Origin of the sequence: Psychrobacter sp. CMS30, assembly GCF_904846565.1 — a bacterium.
In the GTDB taxonomy this organism is placed as follows: domain Bacteria; phylum Pseudomonadota; class Gammaproteobacteria; order Pseudomonadales; family Moraxellaceae; genus Psychrobacter; species Psychrobacter maritimus.
In genome coordinates, this window is record NZ_CAJHBF010000013.1 from 26,511 (window position 1) to 50,405 (window position 23,895).

Here is a 23,895-nt window from a genome sequence, read left to right on the forward strand (position 1 = left end):
AAAAAATTAAAAATCCAAAAGGAATATTATGTCGACCACTATCCCATCACCACTACTTTCAGACAGTTTAAGAGGGCTGGGTTTAGATACGGGGACGTTATTCTTTGCGCTAAATTATGAATTTACCAAGATTGAGCAAAAAGGACTATTTAAAAATTTAAAGAAGCGCTTCAAAAAAAATGAAGGCGCGATTGATATCGATTTGGCCTGCGTGCTGTATGACGATAACTGTACCATCAGCGATATTGTTTGGTTTAAGCAGTTACGTGATAAAGCAGAATCGATCAAACATCAAGGCGATAGCCTCAATGGCAAAGACCGCGGTGAGCAAGCCATGTATCTTGCGCCCCTTGACCAAGAGCAAATCCGGCTTTATTTGGATAAAATCCCCGCGCACATCACGCATATCGCTTTGATTGCCAATTCTTATCATGGGCAGCCTTTTAGCAGAGTCAAAAAAGGGGAGATTCATTTAAGCGATGATGAAGGTAATCGCTCTTTTGAAGTTAATTTAAAGCAGCTGCCGCGTGACTGCGTTACACTTTGGGTCGCACACTTGCGCCGAGAGGTGGACGATTGGCATCTGACTTTACAAAATCTGCCACTGCCAGCGACAGATTTATCGACAGCGGCACAAGAAGTGGCGCATGAATTGGCACGCGCCCTGCCCGTTCCGCAAGGTATTTAACGTTAATATAGAAAGCTAAGATTGGTTTTTACCTATAAATAAAAAGGGTGAGACGCTATTTAATAACGTCTCACCCTTTTTTTACACTAAAAACTTTTGATTTAAGAGCTTCCTTTAAAAACTGCTCTTAAGAACGACCTTTAAGAATCATCTTTAAGAAAAATGCCAGCTTTACTCTAACGGCTCACCGCAATGCGGGCAAAAATTCTTTTGCCGCACTTCCCTTTCACGGCGTTCTAGCTCTTGCTCACGCAATACTTGCAGCACAATCTCTTGTGCTTGCTCCTTATCCAATCCAAGCTCGCGGCGTATTTTCTCAATCATCATCTGATTCTGTACCAAATCAAAATCGCTATCGACCAATTGCCCGCGAAAGTCTTGCTCAAGCTCTTCACGGCGCTGACTGAGCTCATTTGCCAAACCCGTCGCCAAAATACCGGCCGGTAATGCAGCCAGACCGACGCCCAATATGGTGATGATTGCCCCCAATATTTTACCGGCATTGGTGATAGGCGTTACATCACCATAACCGACCGTCGTCAGCGTAACCACCGCCCACCACATGGCTTTGGGTATCGACTCAAACTCCTCTGGCTGCGCGTGGTTTTCGACCAAATAAATACCACTTGATGCGGTGACAATCATAATAATTAAGATAAAAAGAACCGCTTGAAATGAGCCCTTCTCCTTACTGATAACCACCAATAAAATACGTAATGAGGCAAAATAACGGGTAAGTTTAAGAATGCGAAATAAACGTAAAATACGTAAGAAGCGCAAATCGATACTGACAAAGAAATTCAAAAATGCGGGCGCAATCGCAATGATATCAATCAAAGCCGACGGACTTTTTAGCCAATCCCAGCGCTGACGCCAAGTGGTATTGTCAGGCTGCGCTTCAGCGACACTCCATAATCTGAGCAAATACTCGATAGAAAATATGATAATCGAGAAATTTTCAAACCAAGTAAAATACTCTTGATACGGATAATACCAGTTATCTACAGACTCAGCGATGACCGCCGTGACGTTCGCCATGATTAGGAAAATGAGAAAGTAGTCAACACAGCGACTAAAGAGCGTATCATGCTCATCGTTTTGTAGAATGTTATAGACGAAAAGACGCAAGCGCCGTATAGATTGGAGTAGCATGGCGTCCCTATATGCGGTGCGATGTAACACCGGTCTTATATTAATAAACAGTCTTTTAAAAAGCGCTTATGCCTAAATTCAGACCAACAAAGTTGATGGGCATATTTAGTTTATGCATCAGTAATAATGATTATACAAAATTTAGGTAATAAATGTAGGTCACTGCCAATAATATCACGGCAATCGCCAAGAAAACGAAGCGTAAAAATTGCTCATCAGCCCGTAATTGATTGCTTAAGTTTTGCGCCGGTAATAAGAACAAGCCACATTTAGGGCAACAAGAATCTATTTGGTTTAAGAGCTTGATGGAACGGGCGTTTTCACAACGAAGCGGAGAATTACTACAATAACCGAGCATAATGTCTGACCGTCCCCTTTGATAAATAGCAGCAAAAACCGCTGAAAATTGCGAATTAAAATAACAAGCGTAATTAAAAAATTATTCCTAATTTAGTCTATCTATTCAAGTAGATGGGTAACTTAAGATATAAACATTACCGCTTTCTATTTAAAACCTTACTTTTATTAGGGTTTTTGTATTATAATAGAGAGATAATGTTACAAGTTAACCATAACCATAACATTGTGTAATCAGTCACTACTGTCATCCCTCATTAGCGACTGACCAATAATCATCTATTATGTTGAGGAATCAAACGATGAAACTACAATCCCTAGTTTTAGCTGCTGCCACTGCACTTACTATGACCACTGCTTTTGCTGTACCTGCTGGTACTTGGTCTGTGGCTGCTGGTGCTCACTATGTTGATCCAAAAAGTGACAACGGTAACGTCACTATAGGCAATACAAATTACGCTGTAGATGTTGATGGCGATGTACGTCCAACCATCAGTGGTGAATATTTTATCGCTAATAACGTTGGTGTTGAGCTACTTGCAGCCATTCCATTTCATCATGATTTCACTTTGACTGATGCAAATGGTGGTGAAATCACAGGTAGAACTCAACATTTACCACCTACTCTTTCTCTACAATACCACTTCGACGGCTACAACCTGCCTATGAACGTGAAACCTTTTGTTGGTGTTGGTGTGAACTACACTACTTTCTTTAAAGAGAAAGCAAATGTTGCAGGTACTGAACTAAAACTTGACGATAGCGTAGGTGTTGCTGGTCATATCGGTCTTGATATTCCATTCGCGCCTACTGAGTCTTTCCGTATCGATGCTCGTTATATGGACATCAAAACTGATGCTACGTTAAACGGTACTGATATTGGTGAAATTGATATCAGCCCTTGGGTATATGGTGTCGCTTTTGTAAAACAGTTCTAATATAGCCCATTGCTATAAACTGAACACCATAAATAAAAGAAGCCAGCTTAATAGCTGGCTTCTTTGTGTCTATGAATAGATATTTTTGTAATAAAGGATATAAAAAAGACCATCCGTAGATAGTCTTTTCTATTAACCATGCTATTTTTACTTAACCCTAAAACTATAGCAAAATACGGCGTGGATCAGCCAATAAAGTTGCGATATAACGGGTAAATACCGCGGCATCAGCGCCATTAATCACACGATGATCATAAGATAGCGATAACGGCAGCATCAAACGCGGCTCAAAGGTTTGCTTACTAGCATTCCAACGAGGCTGCATACTGGCTTCTGATACCCCTAAGATACCCACTTGTGGCCAATTTACCAGTGGCGTAAATGCGGTACCACCTAGATTGCCTTGGCTAGATATCGTAAAGCTTGCGCCTTGCAATTCTTTAGTCGTCAGCTTCTTATCACGCGCTTTAACCGCAAGCTCACCAATCTCAATAGCAATCTGCTTAAGCCCTTTATCTTGCACATTTTTGATAACAGGTACAATGAGGCCGTCATCAGTCGCTACCGCAATACCCATATTGACGCTCTTACGTAAAATAACTTGGGTATTATCGTCGCTCAAATGACTGTTAAAACGCGGATGCTGGGTTAACGCATAAGCGGTCGCTTTGACTACAAAGGCTAAAATAGTGAAGCCGATACCTTCCGCTTTCATAGCGCCTTTGAGCTCACCACGTAACTTTTCAGTTTCTGTGATGTCAGACAAGTCAAACTGCGTCACTTGCGGCAACAAGGTATTATAATTAAGCTGCGGTATTGAGACTTTTTGTAGGCGGCTTAAATCTTGTACTTCGGTCTCACCCCATATTTTTCGGTATTGCTCATATCAGGTAAGCTTGGCAAGCTTGAGCTGACCCCATTACCACTAGCAGGTGCGGCTTTTTGAGTATTCAACTTGCCTTTTACATGGGCAAATAAATCTTCTTTTAAGATACGCTCATTAAGCGCTGAACCCGTCACTTGAGAGATATCAACCCCTAGCTGACGCGCAAGCTTACGCACGGCAGGACCAGCATAGATATCGACCATTTTTTCGTTGACTTGTGCTTCGGTCAGCTTGGCATTTGTAGCCTTAGTATTAGTCGTAGAACTAGCGGCTTGTTTAGGCTCGTCTGTTGGTTGCGACTTGTCAGACTGCTCAGCTGATTCCGTTTTGCTAGTTGATTCAGCTGGCTTTGATGATTGCGATTCAGAACTATCACCCTTAGACTCACTAGCATTATTGCTGGCGCTATCTGAACCCTCACCAATAATGACAATAAAGTCTTGACCATTGGCGACCATATCGCCCGCTTGCACCAATATTTTTTCGACCTTGCCCGCTTCTGGCGCCGGCACTTCAACCGACGCTTTATCAGATTCAATCAGCAAAATAGATTGATCAGCAGTAACCATATCACCGACACTGACCATAATTTCAGACACTTGCGCTTCATCGACTCCTAGGTCTGGCAAAGCATGAGTGGTTGCTTTACCTGCTTGTTTGGCAGGCTGAGAAGTATTTTCCTCAGCTGCGTTAGTATCGCTTTGCTTCTCTGCTTGCTGATTATCCTGCGGCTCATTTTTTTTGTCAGCGCCAGGTTCTGTTTTGTTTTCTGTGTCAGCGCTTTGACTATCATTTTGACTGTCAGCATCGGCATCGCTATCAAGCTCAATAAGCACCATACCTTCGCTCACTTGGTCGCCGACTGCCACGCTTATTTTAGTTACTTTGCCGGCAGCCGAGCTTGGTACTTCTACTGACGCCTTGTCAGATTCTAATAAAATGATATTGTCGTCTTTTGCAATAACGTCGCCAACTTCGACCATAATCTCACTGACTTCGGCGCTATCGACACCCAAATCGGGGGCTTTAATGTCCATCCGTAATTCTCCTTCTATTATGATTGCCTTGTCTTTTGGCTATTCTTTGACGTCATCATCATTGAGTAAGGCGGCGTCAGCTGGGTCTTCTGCGCGACCTTCGCTACTTATTTCATCATCATCTTCATCGACAAACTCTGGTACAGGGCTCGGATTAACATTATCAGGGGCTGGCGCGTCTGGGAAATGATCATAATGAGGCTGTTGTTGCCATGCAGGCGGTTGATCCGCTTCTATACCAAAGCTTGAAATCGCATCTTTTACCAGACGCATCTCAACTTCACCTTCATCGGCTAAGCGTTTAAGCGTGGCGACCACGATGTGCGCGGCATCAACATGGAAGAAGCTACGTAGATTCTCACGGGTATCCGAGCGACCATAACCGTCGGTGCCTAAAGTCGTATAAGGACGGTTGTCCGGTAACCATGCGCGGATTTGCTCTGAGTAGTTACGCATATAATCTGTTGCAGCAACTACGATACCTTCGTGCGGAGCCAACTGCTCAGTAACCCAAGGTACTATTTCTTCTTCCATCGGATGCAGGCGGTTATAATCATCACAAGCCATACCATCGCGAGTCAGCTCGTTAAAGCTGGTCACGCTCCAGACGTTGGAGCTGATGTTAAACTCGTCGTGTAATATTTGTGCCGCTTTTTGTACTTCGCGTAAAATAACACCTGAACCCAGCAGCTGAACTTGGCTTGAGCCATTGTCTTCTAGTAAGTACATGCCGCGCTTAATGCCTTCTTCCACGCCTTCTGGCATGGCAGGTTGTTCGTAGTTTTCATTCATTAAAGTTAAGTAATAATAAACGCGCTCGCCCTCTCCATACATGCGGCGCAGACCATCATGCATAATCACTGCCAGCTCATAACCAAAGCAAGGATCATAAGTCACACAGTTAGGTACGACGTTAAATAGAATTTGTGAATGACCATCTTGATGCTGCAAGCCTTCGCCATTGAGCGTAGTACGACCCGCTGTTGCGCCAAGTAAGAAGCCTTGCGCCTGACAATCACCTGCCGCCCATGCAAGGTCACCAATACGTTGGAAACCAAACATCGAGTAGTAAATATACATCGGAATCATCGGTAACGCGTTGACAGAATAACTGGTTGCCAGTGCAATCCAAGTACTCATCGCGCCCGCTTCGTTAATCCCTTCCTCTAACATGTGACCATCGATGGCTTCTTTATAACCCATCAATGCTTCACTGTCCTCAGGCGTATATTTTTGCCCAGAAGCTGAGTAAATACCCAATTGACGGAACATACCTTCTAAACCAAAAGTACGCGATTCATCAGGAACGATAGGCACAACGCGGTCTTGAATGTCTTTATTTTTTAGCATGGCTGATAGCAGGCGTACAAACACCATGGTAGTCGATTGCTCTTTACCATTACTGCCTTTAAGCACGCGATCAAAAATAGACAAATCTGGAATATTTAATGGAATATGACCACTACGGCGATTGGGCAGATGACCACCTAAGGCTTCACGGCGACCTTTTAGGTACTTCATCTCAAGTGAATCTTCTTTTGGACGATAAAACGGTAGCGTCTGTAACTCGTCATCGGTAAATGGCAAGTCAAAGCGGTCACGGAAATACATCAAAGCTTCATGATCGAGTTTTTTGATTTGATGCGATTTATTTACCGCTTGTGCTTGGGTCGACAAGCCATAGCCTTTAACGGTTTTTACCAAGACAACGGTCGGTTGACCTTTGGTTTTCATGGCTTCACTAAAGGCAGCATAAACCTTCATCGGATCATGGCCACCACGGTTTAGGCGCGAGATATCATGGTCAGACAGCTCGTTTGCCATCTCCTCTAGCTCAGGATATTTACCAAAGAACTCTTTACGCGTAAACTCAGGGGCACGGGCTTCATATAGCTGGTACTCACCGTCAACCGCTTCTTCCATACGATGTTTGAGCACGCCTGTTACATCTTTATCAAGCAAGGTATCCCAGTTACCGCCCCAAATCACCTTAATCACGCGCCAGCCAGCCCCGCGAAACACGGATTCAAGCTCTTGAATAATCTTGCCGTTACCACGAACTGGGCCATCAAGACGCTGTAAGTTACAGTTGACCACCCAAATTAAATTGTCCAGTTTCTCACGACCGGCAAGCGAAATCGCACCCAAGCTTTCTGGCTCATCGGTTTCGCCATCACCCAAGAACGTCCAAATCTTGCGATCTTCTTTTTCTAATAAACCGCGGTTTTCCATATAGCGATGCACGTGCGCATGATAAATGGACATAATCGGACCCAAACCCATCGACACGGTTGGGAACTGCCAATAATCTGGCATTAAGTACGGATGCGGATAGCTTGAAAGACCCTTGCCGCCCACTTCACGGCGGAAGTTTTCTAACTGCTCTTCGGTCAGACGACCTTCTAAATAAGAGCGCGCATAAATACCGGGCGCTGAGTGACCTTGATAATAAATCATGTCACCGCCGAAATGATCGCTCGCCGCACGGAAGAAATGATTAAAGCCGGTTTCATAAAGGGTCGCACTTGAGGCAAAAGTTGCTAAGTGACCGCCTAAATCATCATCGTTCTTATTGGCGCGCATAACCATTGCCAACGCATTGTAGCGAATCAAAGCCCGAATTTTACGCTCAATTGTCAAGTCGCCTGGGTACATCGGCTCATCTTCAACCGCTATGGTATTGATATAAGCCGTATCGAGACGGTTAAATGGCAGTCCTTCTTGTACCGCCATGTTGTATAACGCTTTTAATAAAAACTGCGCCCGATCCTTATCGGCATGTTTGATAACGGACTCAAAGGCTTCCAGCCATTCTTGGGTTTCGGTGCTATCAGCATCCTTATAATAATTCATCTTTCTTAATCCTTTTTATCAGTCAGCCCTGCGCAATGACAGGGTGTTATTAAATCAGAGTGTGTTACGTATTTTAATGAGCAATCACTTTACTTGATGCTTTCCTTATAACGTCCTTGCTGCATCTAAGCATTGCATTGTATTTTGTGGTGATGACAGAGAGTTCTAAATAAATCGTATCACTGTAGATTAGCATAGGAGCAAATAAACATCGTTGTAAAATTAAACGATATCCGCTACGCGATTCTCACTATCAAATGATAATGACACTCTATTATAGGTACTTATTAAGGGTTTGTTTATAGCTATGAAGAAATGCCAATATGACAAGTATTTCTGAAATAAATAGTGATTAGTTTTTAAATGAATATTTGTAGATAAATACTAAGAATATCGAATTAATCTATAAAACTGATATTATATAACCCTTTGAAAATACAGTTATTTTCATAATAAAACCTGGTCTCATTATTCTACATATACATAAAGCAACTAATATAACTCTGATAGCAGATTCAACAAAACAATCAAATTCTACTTTTATAGCTATCATTCTGTTACTCATCCCCTATAAACAGACGTTCGTCTTATTTTTGTATACTAATTGTGTTTCAAACACTACAATTAATATGAAGTACTATTACTTTATTATTGCTGTCGGAGTTATCATGAATTTTTTTACTAAGCCGTTAGAACTAAAGTCCATGGTATCTCGTTGGATTACGTTAGTATCCCTATTATTACTCTTTCCAAATGTTGCCGCATTTGCTGCTAGTTGTCCAACTGGTTATGCTTCTTCAACGATCAAACCTCAAGAATATAATCAATGGCCATTAGGTTCCTTTAAATCAACGATTACGGCAGCAGGTAGCTCTACTGATCATGATGTGGTTATTACCGGATCGATGACAAAAATGGCAGCTCACAAAGTATCATTGGCGCTGCTAATACTATCTCTCCCACCGGTGGTGCATTTTTTATTAAACAAGATATGCGAAGTGAAAGTGATACCAACACCATCACCTATAAGTTTGACAAGCCTCTCCTTAAGCTCAGTATGAGTGTCTATGATATTGATAGGCAGTTAGGGTTTTTCGCTTATAACTGGAGGGATAAAGTACAGTTTATAGCTAAAGACGGGACTAACAATACAGTGTTGCCAGCATTTTCGAAAACCGGAGAATTTGTTATTACTTCGGGAGATACTGCGTCTGGAGATGGTAATATTGGATGGTTTGGAAGGTGTGAAGATAATGACTTTAGCAACTCTTGCAAGGTAACCGCTTCTTTTGATAAACCTATCACAGAACTAAGCATTGTATATGGAAATACTAGTGCCTCTAAAAGTGATCCAGATGCTCAAAATATAGAAATAACTTTTGATGATTTCTGTGTGCCGTTGCCAGACTATACTATTTCTAAAGATGACGGTTTGACTAGTATTGGAACTAACAATATTACTGATTATATAATTACTGTGACCAACACCGGTGACGTTCCTTTAAAAGATATAATACTCAAAGATCCAGCAGTCACAGGCCTTAGTAAGCAATCTAATATTACTTGTGACAGCACAGATACTAACAATATTTGTAATAATAATAACCTACCCACTATAAAGTTATTAGAAAGTGCGACAGGTTTCAATATATCGTCTATACCAGTTGGCAAGAGCTACAGCATTAAAGTACCAACGATTGTTACTGCTGATTCCGGCTCTACAGTACAAAATATAGCTACTGCCACTCTTATCTCAACACCGACGAGTAAAACCGCCTCTGATACTAATATTGTGACTTCTATATTTGATAGCGGTTCTAATAGCTCACCTGCCAGTTGTCCAAGCGGTCATCAAATGTATTATATCGGTGAAAACCCACCAAAATATACTCCTATAAAAACGCAAAAGCTAAGTTGGGCAAGTGGCTCAAGCAATTCCTATACTATTAGCGGGGTTAAGCTTACATTATCATTTCCCATCATAAAGAATATAGTTAGTGGCTATCCAAAGTATGAAACTACAAATGGGACCACAACAAGAAACTCTATTAATATGTTTCACACTAGCCAAAAACTGGATGTAAATCATCAATTAACCGCTACTATCGACAGATCTGTAACGAAATACGGATTTGTCGTTCAGGACCTCGATGCAGATCAGAATCGCAAATATACTGAAAGTATAACGATCAAAACTATTGGTGGAATTCTTAATAATTTTAGTACTTCTAATCATGAGCTATCTAATGGCAACCAAACCATCACAGGAATACCTTGGAAAAACTGTGACACGTCTAGCCTATGTAACTTCAATATAGATTGGGGCTATAGCCCAGCATTGACTCCTTTTATAGTTACTCATGGTAATACTTATAGTGGCGCTAGCACAACAGCATCGACCGGCGATCACTTGGTAGGCTATTCTGATTTCTATTTCTGTCTTGCTCCTCCAAAGCTCGTAGTCAAAAAAGCTTTAAATGGTAGCCGCGTCAACGATACTGATACTAAGCGAGATCAGTTCGAGATAAAGACTAGCGGTAATTTAATAGCAACCAATGGCTTTACCACAACTGGCAAAGGGGCGGCTATTATCAAGGGTAGTAGCACAGTACTAGAGTTAGAAGAAAATAAAAGCTATACAATTACTGAACGTGTGATGAATGGAACAACACTGGGCGATATCGGAAATTATGATGCGACCTATGTTTGTAACAACACCACGACAGGCAGCACAATAGTGACAACCCCAATTACCTATGATGCGTCTAATAAAACTCGCTCTTTCACACTCGCCAATACTAATTATGGCGATGAAATAACTTGTACGATTACCAATACCCCAAAATCTTATACTTTCTCTGGTACTGTGTTCAATGACAATGGCGGTATTACCAGTCCTGACTCGCAGCTGATAGGTAGTATTTATAATAACCCCAACTTTTTTAATGGTATTCCCGATACGAATGAGTCAGGTATAGATGGCATTAATATTGTTAAAGTGCGCTTAAGTGATTGTAGCTTTAATCTTAGCGCCAACCCCATTATAGATACTGTGGAGGTCACAAGCTTAGGAAAATATATTTTTACAGTATCAGCAAAAGATTTGGAAGGTAAAAACGACTTATGTATAGAAGAGCTAGAACCAGACAATTGGCTATATAGTGTCGATACCACACCCAATATTCGTAAGTTCAGCTATAACCCTAGTGTACTAACCTATCGTACTGGTGTAGAAGTCAATGGCAGTAGGCTCAATCTAGATTTTGGTAATGTTATTAAAGAAAATACAGCACTGGTGCTGGTAAAAAGCCAATATGTGCATGATTGCAGTTTGAAAGATCTAATGATAATTGGTGTGAACTACGATGGCTTACCCACTAACGCGTTTAGTAAGCAGTCAATTACAGGTATAGAACCAGGTCAATGTATCGCTTATCGTATCGAAGCTATCAACCGCGGCAATGTTCCTTTAACAGATATTATTATTAAAGATAACTTGCAAAAAAGGGGTGAGAATGGGGCTCTTATTACATCAACTTTGGTTATACCACCTCCTATTGGTGAAAGTAGCGAACCTACTTTTCCAACAAGCACAGTAGCGCTTGGTGATAATCGCATTGTTACTACTAATGGCTTTAACCTAGGAACGACTTCTTCTAGTAAAAGTAAAGCTATCCGCTTTAATACTAAATATGGAAATACTATGAATCCTTAATTGTTACTTTCCCTTGAATTTACAACAACCATTAAAACTCATCTATTTTAATAAAAGCCCTATCTTCTTAGATAGGGCTTTTACCGTTTAACTACCTCAATTCTCCTTTTGTCGAATTTCTAGTGACAATGTGTTATTAATCTGTAACTATGTATTATAAGAGCATAATCGATATTTGTCAGTTTACGACAATGAAGTAATTACTGAGCTTTATACAAGCGATAAACATTTCGACAGTGATGAATTAATAAAGGATTTAATATGAAAGGTCTCAATTTTTTACGTAGCGCCTTATTAGCGAGCTTAGCCTCTGTATTTTTGTTGAGTACAGCTCATGCTGACAATGCTCTAAAAATGGAGCTGACAGCGAATAAAGTTGTTAAAAATGCTGAAGGTAAACTTAGCTACTTACCAGTACGTACCGCTCCAGCTGGCACCATTATTCAGTACAAAGCGACCTATACCAATACTATTAATGAAAATATCAACGATTTAGCAGTTACCCTGCCCATTCCAGCCAATATGACCTTCACCGGAGAGGCCATCCCTTCAACCGCTCAAGGCAGTATCGATGGCAAGAACTATGCTGATATGCCTTTGATGCGTAAGGTCGATGGCAAAATGGTTAAAATCCCATTTTCCGAATACCGTACCTTACGTTGGAATATCAAGTTATTACCAGCCAATAAATCCGCTGCGGTCTCTCTTAATACAATCGTTGATTGACATCATCATTGATTAAAGCATTCCGTTTACTACTTTCAAACCTTCATTCCAATTTCGACACTTTTAAACCTTGGAGTTATACATGAAATCAAATGTTTTTAATTATAGTCTATTAGCGGTGGGTATCGCTGCTGTGATGGGTATCACTACCACGGCTAATGCTGCCACAAGTGGGGCAACGACGACTGGCGTAGAGATAACCAACAAAGCAACCGCTAGCTATAATGTCAGCGGTGAAGAGCAGCCTGATGTTGAATCAAATGAAGTCAAAATTACCGTGCAAGAGCAGGTATCATTTTCGTTAATTGCTAATAATGATGACACTGCTGCGGGCGGTACTAAAGACGATGATGTCAATATTAAAGAACCAGTGGCTCCCAATGGGTTTGTACTGTTTAGACATACATTGACCAACACGGGTAACCGAGAAGATATCTATACTGTAAATATAGTGTCGCCCGATGCAAAGTATGATCCAGCTAACTCTACTGTCTCCTACGTGATATATAACGCGGATAAAAGCGTCAATCGTTCTCAAAATGCCGTGCCTTATGCGACAGCTAATGGTCAAGAGTTTCCTTTAGAGAAAAATCAGTATATTGAGTTTACGATCAATGCCAAGACCCAGAACAATAAAGCAGCCAGTGACCAAAGCCTGACCATATCTGCTACTAGTAAATTCTTAACCGCTAGCCCTGCTGCTACAGTAAAAACCCTTACTAATACTGACAGCTCATTCACCAGACTACCGACCTTTAGTATCGTGAAGACGATTACTAACGCTTTGGATCTTAATAATCCCAATGACACCGCCACTTATCAGATAGTGATAAACAACGATGGCACCACTACCTATAGTGCTGATGCCACTAATATTGCTATCAAAGATATTTTACCCCCTGGTCTCGTACTGTCAGAAGCATTGACCGCCACAAGCGTCAGTGGTTCGAGTCAGGTAGGTACAGGTACTATCACTACTAGCAGTGCAGGTGATGCTGGCTTTGAGATTACTGGTGTTAATATCCCAGCAGGTCAAAAAGTAACCATCGTATTCAAAGTGAAAAAAGGTGGTAGCGGTACGCTCGTGCCTGCCACTGCTATCAACCATGTCAAGGTTACTGATGACTTGGATGACAATGCCGACACCATTAATAATACACTGATCGATAGTACAGACAGTACAGATGAAAACGTTTCTACCTTCTATGATACTGATGACATTGAGATTCTCGATGGTAAAACCCCAACGACTACAGGGGGTGACTCAACGTTACCGCTACTGACTATCAGCCGTGCTCTCAACTTAGCTGGTGTCACTACCAGAGAAATCGCGCCTACCTCAGGTACTCAAGGTCAAGTGACTCATGCAACGGTCATTACTAATACTGGTAAAGACGTTGAGGGCAGTAAAGCTGGCGAATTAACTTTTACTATCACTGATAATGACGGCAACACGCCAGATGCGATTAATATAGAGCCTGATAGCGCCACTATCACTTATTATCCGAATGGTGATGACACAACAACAGCAACAGTAGTAGATAGGGAAATCAAAGCTGTCGGTGGTATTTATGATATCAACAGTGCCTTACCTGGTGGCATAGCCCCTAATGGTACCGTCGCTATTAAATACAATGTGTCATCAGTCAAAGCAGATATCTTTACACCAGTAAAATCTACTACTCCCACATTTGAAGATACTATTGTTACTTTGATTCCAAGTAAAGAAGGCGCACCTCAGCCCCTTACTGTAACGGATAAAACAACGGTGCGCGGATTAGTACTGGTCAAAAAGCAAGCGATAGATGCTGATTGTACCGGCACTAGTGTAGGAACGTTCGTGACTGCAGACATTACTGTTGCTTCACCGGGTCAATGTATTATTTACCAAATCGAAGCCAAGAACACCTCTACTGCAGGAATAGGATTTGCTATTACCGACGTAATCATATCCGATCTATTGAGTAATTTTTCGAATGAAGCTGATTATGTAGTGAATAGCGCAACGACCACTGCAAGTGCTGGTGGCACCTATACGGCTACTAAAGATGCTACTCAGGTTACCACTACGGTTGCTACATTAGCCCCTCAAGGTACTGCAACCATGCAGTTTAAAGTCAAAATCAAAACTGCTCGTACCTTATAGCGTTATTTTGACATTGCTCATATCAGTTTAATTTTATTGCTTAGTTTTAAGGTCTATAAGTATCTAAGTGTACTTATAAATGTCATCTAGCCTAAATCAACTTAGGTTAGATGAATCCTCCCCCATTTTGTTTTATTGGATAAGCGACATATGACAGCTCATTTAATGACATCGTCTAAACACATGCCATTGCGCACCGCTAAGGTCTCTGCGTTGACGCTTGCTATGTTTCTTATGCAATCAAATACTGCTCTAGCGACGCCTAACCCTCTGCTACAATTCATAGAGAATACTGCTGAAGTCAGTTATATTATTAGTAACGGTACTAACTTTAATCTAAGTAGCACTTCTAACCAAGTAAGTGTTCAGTCGTCTGCTTTTCCTCAGTACGGCATCAGCTTAACCTCGCCACCAAGAAAGACGATTGCTCCTGGTTCAACCGCTAGTTGGAAAAACGTACTTAAAAACACTAGCTATAGCGATCAAACTATCGACTTGACCCTAACTGTACCTAAGAGCTTATCGGACGTAAAACTGTATCAAGACTTAAATAACAACGGACGCTTCGATGAGGGTGTCGATAAAGAAATTAAGTTAGATAACAATCTAACCGCTCAAATTACTTTAGGTAAAAGCGAGAGCATTGAGCTTACCATTCAGGCGTTATCTGGTTCCAATGCTGAAGCCGATGATACTGCTATTATTAAGCTTGGTGCTGTCGTTGTCGAAGACCCCTCTATTACCGCTTTAGTGAGTGATGAGCTTATCATCATTGAAACACGTCTCGATTTTATGCTGTATTCCTGGGATGGCTACAAAAGCAAATCTCAAATTGGCGAAGATATTTATCTTCAAGCCAACTGTGCTAAATGTAACGTTCAAGATAGCGTGCGAGATGAAGTATGGATAAACATTACTTCCTCTAAAACAGGTGATACTTATTCAGTTAAAGCCATCGAGACTGGCGACAATACTGGAAAATTTCGCATCGAAGTACCAACAGAAAATAACGCCAATGCCATTAATGACGATATCATTCAAACGCTACAAGATGCTAATTTAGTTGCTAAGTTGGATGCTTATATCGACTTAGACGGTATTAGGCAGGAGATTACAGAAAATATTAGTAGCAGTCTTGCCATTATCGATGAAGAACCAAATTTACAAGTCACTAAAGAAGGCGATGTCAAAACTGCGACTTTTGGCGATTATGTAAACTATACAATCAATATCAAAAATGACGGTGCTACAACCGCCTACGATGTGCAACTAAAAGACGCCCTCCCACGTGGCTTTGCCTATGTGGATAGCAGCGTACGTATTGATAAAGCCCAAACGACCGAATTTAAAACCGACGGTAAATACCAAGTTTTAAGTTTAGGTAGCATGAATGCAGGCGAAACCAAAGACATTACTTATCGCGTCCTTATTGGTTCATCGGCATTAGGCGGTGACGGTATTAATCGCGCGACTGCCGTTGCTACTACTGAGCAAGGTCAGAGCCTAGTATCACGAGAAGCCCAATGGAAGATTGAGGTTGAGCGCGGTGTCATGAACACTGACGGCATCATCATTGGGAAGGTTTACCACGATATCAACCGTGACGGCATTCAACAAAAAGAAGATGGCGAGCTTGGCGTTGCAGGCGTGCGCATCTATATGGAAAACGGCAACTTCGTCGTCACCGATCCTGAAGGTAAATATAACTTCTATGGCGTCAGTGCAAAAACTCATGTTCTAAAAATTGACCGCACCACCATTCCTAACGCCACCGAAATGGTTACTCAAAGCAACCGCAATGCTGGCGATGCGGGCAGCCGTTTCGTTGACTTAAAATATGGCGAGCTGCATCGTGCTGACTTTGCTATCGTTGGCGGGTTGGGCGATAGCACTGAGCGCTTAAACGCAGAGCTGATTGCGCGTAGCAAATCTGTAAGCGCTAAAAACGACAGCCTAGAGCAAGCGGTAAAAACCGAGCTGGTGTTAGAGCCTGATTATAACCGCGACAATAAAGACAATGTCGATGCAAGCGGTTGTAAATCTAACGATGTCCTAGATGCCGGCATCCAGTGCGACTCCGCCATCGTCAACGAAATGGTCAAGCCAGCTGCCAATCGTGTCGATATGACAGTGACGACTATTGCTCCTCCGCTAGAAAAAGAGCTTGAAGAATACTTAAAAGAAGTTTCTAGCAATGACGTTGCCTTTATTAATCTTAGCGAAGGTCAGCAGCTCAGCACCTACAAGCAAATGGTGCAAGTGCAAGCGCCACTAGGTTCTAACTTTACCCTATATGCTAATGGCAAAGCCGTATCAGCCGAGCAAATCGGCAAAACCGCTGAGCAAGAAAAGCAAAAGGTGACGGCGTTTGATTATTATGCCATCGATTTACAACGTGGCACTAACACCTTACGCGGTGTCGCGACTGACATTAATGGTAAAGTGATCTCTGAGCAAACTATCAAGGTTTTGACACCCGATAGCTTGCAAGCCATTGATTATCGCACGCAAAAACAATTGGTCGCCGCAGACGGCATCAGCGAATATCAAGTAGTGATTAGCCTAAAAGACCGTGACGGTCGCCCTTATATCGCCTCAACGCCTATTACAATTGACACCAATATCGGTCGTATCAATCTTAGCGATAGCAGTAAGGATCAAGCTGGCACTCAAGTCACCGTCTCTGGCGGCGAGCTACTGATACCCATCACCGCTCCAAGCGTACCGGGTAAAGGTGAGCTAGTCATTAACACGGGCAGCAGCAAACAAGTGATTCCGCTACAGTTTACCGCTCAGTTGCGCCCTCTTATCGCTGTCGGCATCGTCGAGGGTGCCATCTCGCTTAAAAACTTCGATGGCAGCAATATTACCGATGCCCAAGGTGCTTTTGAGCAAGAGCTGCGTGAAATCGCTGGCAATGATGACTATTCAGCAACGGGTCGCGCGGCGATGTTCTTAAAAGGTAAGGTACGCGGCGATTATCTACTGACACTAGCTTATGATAGCGATAAAAAAGGCGAACGCCTATTCCGTGATATCGAGCCGGGTGAATACTATCCTGTCTATGGCGATTCTTCTGCTAAAGGTTTCGACGCCCAATCGACGAGCAAGCTTTATGTGCGCGTTGATAAAGGTCGCTCATTTGCCATGTATGGCGATTTAAAAACCCAAATCGATAATGACGAAGGTATCAAACTTGGTCAATACAACCGCACCTTAACGGGTTTAAAAGCGCAGTTTGAAGATAGTAACACTCGCATCACCGCGTTTGCCGCTGAAACCAGTACTTCACAGCGCGTCAACGAGACTCGTGGACTTGGTATTTCAGGTCCCTACCCGCTTGCCAATGATTTCGACGCGGTATTAGAAAATTCAGAAACCATCGAAGTCATCACCCGTGACGCCAATAACCCGGGGCGTATCGTGCGCCGTGAGACCTTGACGCGCTTTGCTGATTATGAAATCGATCCTATTAGCCGCAGCTTATATCTAAAATCACCGATTGCCAGCCAAGATATCAATGGCAATCCCATCTACTTGCGCGTGACGGTCGAGGTCGATGAAGGCGGCGAGAAATATTGGGTTGGCGGTATCGCTGCCAAGCAGCAAGTGACCGATAAAATCGCTATCGGTGGTAGCTATATTAATAGTGATGACCCACTAAATAAAGAAGAACTTGCCAGCGTCAATACGGTGGTCAAATTTAACGATAAGCTAAAGCTGGTCGCAGAATATGCCAAAAATAAAGCAGAAAATCCAAACTCGCAGCCAAGCGATCAGATTAATGCCGAAGAGCTAGACGGTAAAGATACTGAAGGCGATGCACTGCGCATCGAGCTTGACTATGACGATAAGAAAAACACGCGTGCCAAAGCCTATTATAATGATACCGATGAAGGTTTCGTTACCGGTGCTTCGCCGCAAACCGCTGGACGCACTGAATCTGGCATCGAAGTCACCCATACGTTAAATGAGAAAAAAACCGCGCTTAAATTGGAAGGCGTGCGTACAGAAGACCATACCACTGAGGCCAGTCGCCAAGGCCTACAAGCCAGTATTGAACAGCGTTTAAGCCAAAATATCGTTGGCGAGATTGGCGTACGCTACTATAAGCAAGAGGCCACTGCCGCCTCACGCAATACTCAAGCTGCAACCGATGTCTTAGATATTACTAACGATACCATCTTTAATGACGACATCATTAACCAATCAGCGCTTAATGGTGTAAGTAGTGCTGAGAAAGACATTGAAGGCACCACTGCCCGCGCCCGTCTTACCGCGCGTTTGCCAAAGCTGAATAACTCATTGGTGTTTGCCGAATACGAGCAAGATATTGAACACAGCTCGCGCAATGCCACTTCTATCGGCGGCGAAACAGCGCTTGGCAGCCTAGGTCGTTTATACACCCGCCATGATTTAATCAATAGCTTGTCAGGCAGCTACGGTTTAGACGATTCTGAAGAGCGCCAACGTACCGTTATTGGCTTTGATGCCACTTATATGAAAGATGGTAAAGTCTATAGCGAATACCGCATGCGTGATGCGATTAGCGCCCGTGAAGCCGAAGCCGCTATCGGTCTAAAGAATAAATGGTATGTACAACAAGGCTTAACGCTCAATACTTTGTTTGAGCGTGTCGAATCTTTAGAAGGTGAAAAAGACAATACCGCGACTGCTGCTGGTGTTGGCGTTGAATATCTTGCCAACGAAAACTATAAAGCCTCAGGGCGTCTAGAAAAACGCTGGGGCGATACCAGTGAGACGCTGCTCGCTAGCGCAGGCGTTGCTTATCGTTATAGCGATGAGATTACCTTATTAGCCAAAGACATCTATTCACAAGTAGATTACGATGATGGTCATCGTACTATCAATCGCTTTCAGCTAGGCGCCGCTTACCGTGATTACGATAGCAATCAGCTCGATATGCTTGCCAAGCTTGAGTATCGCTTAGACGACAATGCAACAGGCAACGATCCGTATCAAAAAGATGCCATTGTATGGTCATTGAGCGGTAACTATCATCCGACACGCCCATTGACGCTATCAGGGCATTATGCTGGTAAATACACAGAATATGACGCCCAAGGAATTGCCAGCGACAATACTGCACACGCTGTTTATGCGCGTGGATTGTATGATATCAGCGAGCGCTGGGATATCGGTTTGCAAGCAGGCACCTATTGGAATAAGCAGGCGGATGATTTATCGTACTTGGTTGGCGCTGAAGTTGGCTATAGCCCGATGACCAACCTTTGGTTGTCGCTTGGCTATAACTTTATGGGCTTTGAAGATGAAGATATTGCCTATGACGATACGACGATAGAAGGCGCTTACTTTAGATTACGCTTCAAATTCGATGAAGACTTATTCAAACGCGAAGATTCACGCAAAAATAAGCCGCTCACCGCCCGTTCTACGCTATAATTTAGCCTTGTTATCATTTATCCTAGTTGTCGTAAGCCACGCTTACGGCATTTTTGTATTGACTGGGCGACGGTTTTTATTGAATGATAAATTAACCTGTCTATTTACATACAAATTTTTCATACTTACTACCTTACTTTCAGGTTTATCTTATGCCTCACTCTGCCCTTCAAGCGGCCCCTTATAAAAAATCTCTATATACTACGCTATCCGCTGTATTGCTTCTGTCTACCGTATCTTGTGTATCGACTACAAGTCTTACGCCAAAAGACGCTACGCTAAAGACCGCCGACTATTGCCTTAGCAGCCATAATACTGAATCTCAAGCCCAGACAGCTGATGATAAAGCCCAAAGCGTACAACAGCGCGCCATGAACTGTATGCTGAACGAATTACAAACTTATCAGCAAAAAGACATAAGCGCCCGTCAACAATACTTTGCTTACAAAGCCCAAGCTTGGCTGAACTATGCCACTCATAAAGACAGTATGAATAGTCGTTCAGACGCTGCTGTACAAGCCGCCCAAGCGGCAGAAACGATCTTGCAGGCGTTAAAAAATAATAAAGTTGAAGCGCTTGAGCTTATCGAAGATATCCCATCGACCTCGACGCTCATGCGACCTGATTTATGGGCAACTTTAAATGCCCTTAAAGATAGTGGCGGTATCGTGAATACGCCGCGCGAAATGGCCTTTAGTGAAGTGGCATTAATATGGGCAGCTACCGACCACTGTGAACGTGGCGCAAAATCATCAAACAGTCATTTTCGGATGGCAGATCGCTGGCTTGAGCAAGCACGCGAAGCTTTCGTTAACGCCCATGACTCAAAAACCAACGTTGCTTTAGAAGCGCTTATCGTGCGTTATTATGAAGAATACGCGCCTTTAGATTCAAGCGACGACAGTTGTAATGGTCAAGCGCTAACAACGATTGATAAAAAGTAGGTGTCTTATGCTTGTAGTGACTTATGCTTGTAGTAACTAGCCTTTGACCACACAATAAAATTTCAATCAATGTTTAATAAACGTTTATTAAAACGCGCAAAAAAAAGCCGACATGATGTCGGCTTTTTTACGTTTGGATTTGGCTTAAAACTCTAGCCTAACTCCATAAAATTAACGGTTTTTACGCGGTAATTTTTCTGGCAGATAGCAGCGTAGATAAGCGATAGACGCGGTATTGGCTTCTTGCAAATACTTATCAGTAATGCTCTGATGACGGCGATAAGAGACAGTAAAGATGGCGTTAATAATACTAAAGGTAATCAATAACACATCTTGGATATCTTCAAATTTTGGCACTTCATAACGCTCTGATAGGCGTTTATATACCAATTGCACCACTTGATTGTCCATATGCTCACCAAAACTGTCCCCTTCAAAATCAGGAGTATTGGTGTCATAAATCAATTTGGCTTTGGTTTGGTCTTCATCAAATATTTTTACACAGCGCTCAATCAGCGCGGTCAAATACGCTTGCCATCTATCATAATCAATTGTTTCGACAGTGGTCAGCACTTCTAAGATGTCGATCGCATTTAAAAAGCGCAATGCTAAAAATATCGCTTCGATATTTGGAAAGAAATGATAGGCAGAGGCTCTTGGAATACCCGCTTCTTCGCAGACAGCAGCCAAGGTAATATCATTAATCGCTTGAGTTTCACTCAATTTTTTCGCGCCCATCAATAGCTTTTGACGGCGTGCGCGGCCTTGCTGACTGGTGAATTTAAATTTATTAGGGACCAGCTTTTTTGCCAGCTCCGAATCTACCAGTACATCTTCAATTTTGTCGTCTTTATTTTCACTCATTATAAATCTCTTAATGTTACGCCCCATCTTTATAAATATAGTCTTCATCGGATAGCATCTGTCCTAAATCGAAGGACATTCTATCAACCAGTCATTTGGGCCAATAGCACCGCTACTATACTCAACGAAGAGGCATGATAAACGCTTGTACACAGTCAAGCAAGGGACATGAATAGGTTAAAAAATAATTCACCAATTAACCAAAAAACGAGGTTAATTATGAAGTTTTATTTTCGCTCGTATAATACCATGATCGATGACTCTATCGGCATAATCCCACTTTAAGTGGTCATTAAAATAGTCAACTCGTTCAACCTGACCAAGCGAAAACTTACTATCAGGTAAAAACTCTTCAGAAACAAATAACTGATCAATAACTTCTGGCATACCCTGATAAATATGGGTATAAGCAACATCTTTCATCCAACCATAACGGGCTTGGATACGAGCGGCATCAAACAATGCCACATCACGCATACTTTTATCGTAATTGACTTCACCGGTTTCAGTCATCAATTGGGTGGTCACGCTACCGGTGACATCATTCATATCACCCAATAAAATCAGCGGCTCGCGCGTATGATGTAAGCGCTCAATGATAGACATACGAATAGAGGCGGCTTCTGCGGCGCGCATACATAAACTACGCAGTTTGGCACGAACGCGAATATTCGGATCGTTCATATCCTCTAGCAGATTGCCGTTTTCATCACGTAAGAAAAAAGCACGTTTGCTTTTAAGGTGGGCGGTAATAATGGTTATCGGCTGCCCATAAGCATTCACTCGTAATATAAGTGGCGGACGATTAAAACGCTCATAAGGTCCTATATCAGGAATATCGATGACCGCTTTTGGCTCTATGGCTTGTAGCAATGAGCTCTCTAACTGCTCAAAGCGCGTGATAATACCGACTGTAGGTGTATTCTGCGCCCCTTTCCCTTGAGTATAAGGGCTTGCGCTGTCATTACTTGCCAGTGGAATCACCACATGCTCAGGCTTAAAACCCAACGATACTGCCAACGCTTCAAGCGCCTGACTATCCCATACTTCTTGTACAGCGATAATATCGGCATGGGCTTTTGCTAATAAGTCGGTAATGCCGCGCAGCTTATGTTCGTATTCTTTATTGGTATAAGCGGGCGCATTTTCGTAATAAATTCTATTAGGATTGGCAAAATTCAGTAAATTGGCAGTTGCTATATAAAACTGCTTTGGATCATTGCCTTCTGCATTATGAATCATAAACTACCTATTATTATTATTTTTGATAATTATGTCTTATCATTAAATATATTTATACATAACAATATTAAGTATATTCACACTTAACAATATACACTAAAAAAGCCTCCAAAGAAATCTTTGGAGGCTTTAAAGTAGCATAAAACTGGCTTATTTTGTCTGATAGCAGAGTAAAGTCTACAATCAGACTAATTCTAGTAATGAGAGAGTAAGCTTTTGTATTGTTTATTTACTTATATCAAATAAACGATTAGTTTATCTTAATGATGAAGCTTAACAAAGGAATACTCATTTACCATTAATTGAATCCTTAACACTTGTCATTATTATTCAATCATCATAGCTTAAAAATATAACGGCTATTAAGACACACGGTTCCATGCATCACGTGTTGCACGACGAGCCTCTTCCCACTCTAGACGCGATTCACCCTTCACTTCATGCCATGAACGCTCTAAATCTGATTCATGATCTTCAAAACGGGCATCGGCTGGATAGCGGGCGCGATTGGCATAACCAACAGCATACGCTGGATGTAAATCACGATCAAATTCATGACCTTCACGGTAATAATCCGCATTGGCATGTTGAGCACGCCAGTATGCTTCTTCACGAGTTGGGTCAATGGCTTCTGCGGCTGCATGACCGGCACCGCCACCAACGATAGCACCAATAGCGCCGCCGATTAAGGTTCCTAATGGACCTGCCATTGTTCCAATAGCCGCACCTGCTGCTGCGCCGCCAATACCACCAATACCTGTACCTAGTGGGTGTGAGCCTGGCTCACCTGTGATTGGATCAGCATTCAGATCTTCTCTACTCTCTTTTGACATGTGCTTCACGGCATTACGATCAATGGCGTCGTGATCATCAATGATATTGTCATTTTCATGTCTAACGACTCTATTACCATGGATATCAAC

13 protein-coding genes and 1 pseudogene are annotated in these 23,895 nt (G+C 42.4%); 8 read left to right on the top strand and 6 right to left on the bottom strand.

The window, feature by feature from the left end:
- The first annotated feature begins 28 nt into the window (after positions 1–28).
- Positions 29–688, top strand: a complete 660-nt coding sequence (locus JMX94_RS08290; protein ID WP_201564912.1) for a TerD family protein — start codon at positions 29–31, stop codon at positions 686–688.
- Positions 689–859: 171 nt separating this feature from the next.
- On the opposite strand, the gene JMX94_RS08295 is transcribed toward JMX94_RS08290, so the two are convergent.
- Positions 860–1,840: an ion transporter gene (locus tag JMX94_RS08295; protein ID WP_201564913.1), complete on the bottom strand. Its 981-nt coding sequence runs from the start codon at positions 1,838–1,840 to the stop codon at positions 860–862.
- 659 nt (positions 1,841–2,499) lie between these two features.
- On the opposite strand from JMX94_RS08295, the gene JMX94_RS08300 reads away from it, so the two are divergent.
- Positions 2,500–3,135: an OmpW family protein gene (locus JMX94_RS08300; RefSeq protein ID WP_201564914.1), complete on the top strand. Its 636-nt coding sequence runs from the start codon at positions 2,500–2,502 to the stop codon at positions 3,133–3,135.
- Positions 3,136–3,298: 163 nt separating this feature from the next.
- On the opposite strand, the pseudogene JMX94_RS08305 reads toward JMX94_RS08300, so the two are convergent.
- Both JMX94_RS08305 and aceE read right to left on the bottom strand, forming a co-directional pair.
- Positions 3,299–5,058: pseudogene (locus JMX94_RS08305) on the bottom strand (2-oxo acid dehydrogenase subunit E2).
- 39 nt (positions 5,059–5,097) lie between these two features.
- Complete coding sequence (aceE, locus tag JMX94_RS08310; RefSeq protein WP_201564915.1) at positions 5,098–7,911, bottom strand: pyruvate dehydrogenase (acetyl-transferring), homodimeric type; 2,814 nt, start codon at positions 7,909–7,911, stop codon at positions 5,098–5,100.
- Between the two features lie 668 nt (positions 7,912–8,579).
- Between aceE and JMX94_RS08315 the strand changes: the two genes are divergently transcribed.
- The 6 genes from JMX94_RS08315 to JMX94_RS08340 all read left to right on the top strand — a co-directional run bounded on the left by JMX94_RS08315 (position 8,580) and on the right by JMX94_RS08340 (position 20,866).
- Positions 8,580–8,972 (top strand): hypothetical protein, encoded by a 393-nt coding sequence (locus tag JMX94_RS08315; protein WP_201564916.1) that lies wholly within the window; start codon positions 8,580–8,582, stop codon positions 8,970–8,972.
- Complete coding sequence (locus JMX94_RS08320) at positions 8,969–11,626, top strand: hypothetical protein (protein WP_201564917.1); 2,658 nt, start codon at positions 8,969–8,971, stop codon at positions 11,624–11,626. Before JMX94_RS08315 ends, JMX94_RS08320 begins: the two co-directional genes overlap by 4 nt.
- A gap of 261 nt (positions 11,627–11,887) precedes the next feature.
- The gene (locus JMX94_RS08325) at positions 11,888–12,352 is read left to right on the top strand and encodes a hypothetical protein (RefSeq protein ID WP_201564918.1); all 465 of its coding nucleotides are present in this window, start codon (positions 11,888–11,890) and stop codon (positions 12,350–12,352) included.
- An 82-nt stretch (positions 12,353–12,434) separates the two neighbouring features.
- Positions 12,435–14,498: a hypothetical protein gene (locus JMX94_RS08330; protein WP_201564919.1), complete on the top strand. Its 2,064-nt coding sequence runs from the start codon at positions 12,435–12,437 to the stop codon at positions 14,496–14,498.
- 150 nt (positions 14,499–14,648) lie between these two features.
- Positions 14,649–19,922, top strand: a complete 5,274-nt coding sequence (locus tag JMX94_RS08335; RefSeq protein WP_201564920.1) for an SdrD B-like domain-containing protein — start codon at positions 14,649–14,651, stop codon at positions 19,920–19,922.
- Between the two features lie 152 nt (positions 19,923–20,074).
- A complete protein-coding gene (locus tag JMX94_RS08340; protein ID WP_201564921.1) occupies positions 20,075–20,866 on the top strand; it encodes a hypothetical protein in 792 nt (263 codons plus the stop codon).
- A 171-nt stretch (positions 20,867–21,037) separates the two neighbouring features.
- On the opposite strand, the gene JMX94_RS08345 is transcribed toward JMX94_RS08340, so the two are convergent.
- From JMX94_RS08345 to JMX94_RS08355, 3 genes are all read right to left on the bottom strand, one after another.
- Positions 21,038–21,730: a TetR/AcrR family transcriptional regulator gene (locus JMX94_RS08345; RefSeq protein ID WP_201564922.1), complete on the bottom strand. Its 693-nt coding sequence runs from the start codon at positions 21,728–21,730 to the stop codon at positions 21,038–21,040.
- A gap of 213 nt (positions 21,731–21,943) precedes the next feature.
- A complete protein-coding gene (locus JMX94_RS08350; RefSeq protein WP_201564923.1) occupies positions 21,944–22,972 on the bottom strand; it encodes an endonuclease/exonuclease/phosphatase family protein in 1,029 nt (342 codons plus the stop codon).
- Between the two features lie 362 nt (positions 22,973–23,334).
- Positions 23,335–23,805 carry a hypothetical protein gene (locus JMX94_RS08355; protein WP_201564951.1) on the bottom strand — a complete coding sequence of 157 codons (471 nt, stop codon included), beginning with the start codon at positions 23,803–23,805 and terminating at the stop codon, positions 23,335–23,337.
- Between the last annotated feature and the right edge of the window lie 90 nt (positions 23,806–23,895).

What these genes read in the sequence shown, in the direction of transcription:
- JMX94_RS08290 (WP_201564912.1), top strand. Translation starts at nt 29, where the DNA reads ATGTCGACCACTATCCCATCACCACTACTTTCAGACAGTTTAAGAGGG.
- JMX94_RS08295 (WP_201564913.1), bottom strand. Translation starts at nt 1,840, where the DNA reads ATGCTACTCCAATCTATACGGCGCTTGCGTCTTTTCGTCTATAACATT.
- JMX94_RS08300 (WP_201564914.1), top strand. Translation starts at nt 2,500, where the DNA reads ATGAAACTACAATCCCTAGTTTTAGCTGCTGCCACTGCACTTACTATG.
- aceE (WP_201564915.1), bottom strand. Translation starts at nt 7,911, where the DNA reads ATGAATTATTATAAGGATGCTGATAGCACCGAAACCCAAGAATGGCTG.
- JMX94_RS08315 (WP_201564916.1), top strand. Translation starts at nt 8,580, where the DNA reads ATGAATTTTTTTACTAAGCCGTTAGAACTAAAGTCCATGGTATCTCGT.
- JMX94_RS08320 (WP_201564917.1), top strand. Translation starts at nt 8,969, where the DNA reads ATGAGTGTCTATGATATTGATAGGCAGTTAGGGTTTTTCGCTTATAAC.
- JMX94_RS08325 (WP_201564918.1), top strand. Translation starts at nt 11,888, where the DNA reads ATGAAAGGTCTCAATTTTTTACGTAGCGCCTTATTAGCGAGCTTAGCC.
- JMX94_RS08330 (WP_201564919.1), top strand. Translation starts at nt 12,435, where the DNA reads ATGAAATCAAATGTTTTTAATTATAGTCTATTAGCGGTGGGTATCGCT.
- JMX94_RS08335 (WP_201564920.1), top strand. Translation starts at nt 14,649, where the DNA reads ATGACAGCTCATTTAATGACATCGTCTAAACACATGCCATTGCGCACC.
- JMX94_RS08340 (WP_201564921.1), top strand. Translation starts at nt 20,075, where the DNA reads ATGCCTCACTCTGCCCTTCAAGCGGCCCCTTATAAAAAATCTCTATAT.
- JMX94_RS08345 (WP_201564922.1), bottom strand. Translation starts at nt 21,730, where the DNA reads ATGAGTGAAAATAAAGACGACAAAATTGAAGATGTACTGGTAGATTCG.
- JMX94_RS08350 (WP_201564923.1), bottom strand. Translation starts at nt 22,972, where the DNA reads ATGATTCATAATGCAGAAGGCAATGATCCAAAGCAGTTTTATATAGCA.
- JMX94_RS08355 (WP_201564951.1), bottom strand. Translation starts at nt 23,805, where the DNA reads ATGTCAAAAGAGAGTAGAGAAGATCTGAATGCTGATCCAATCACAGGT.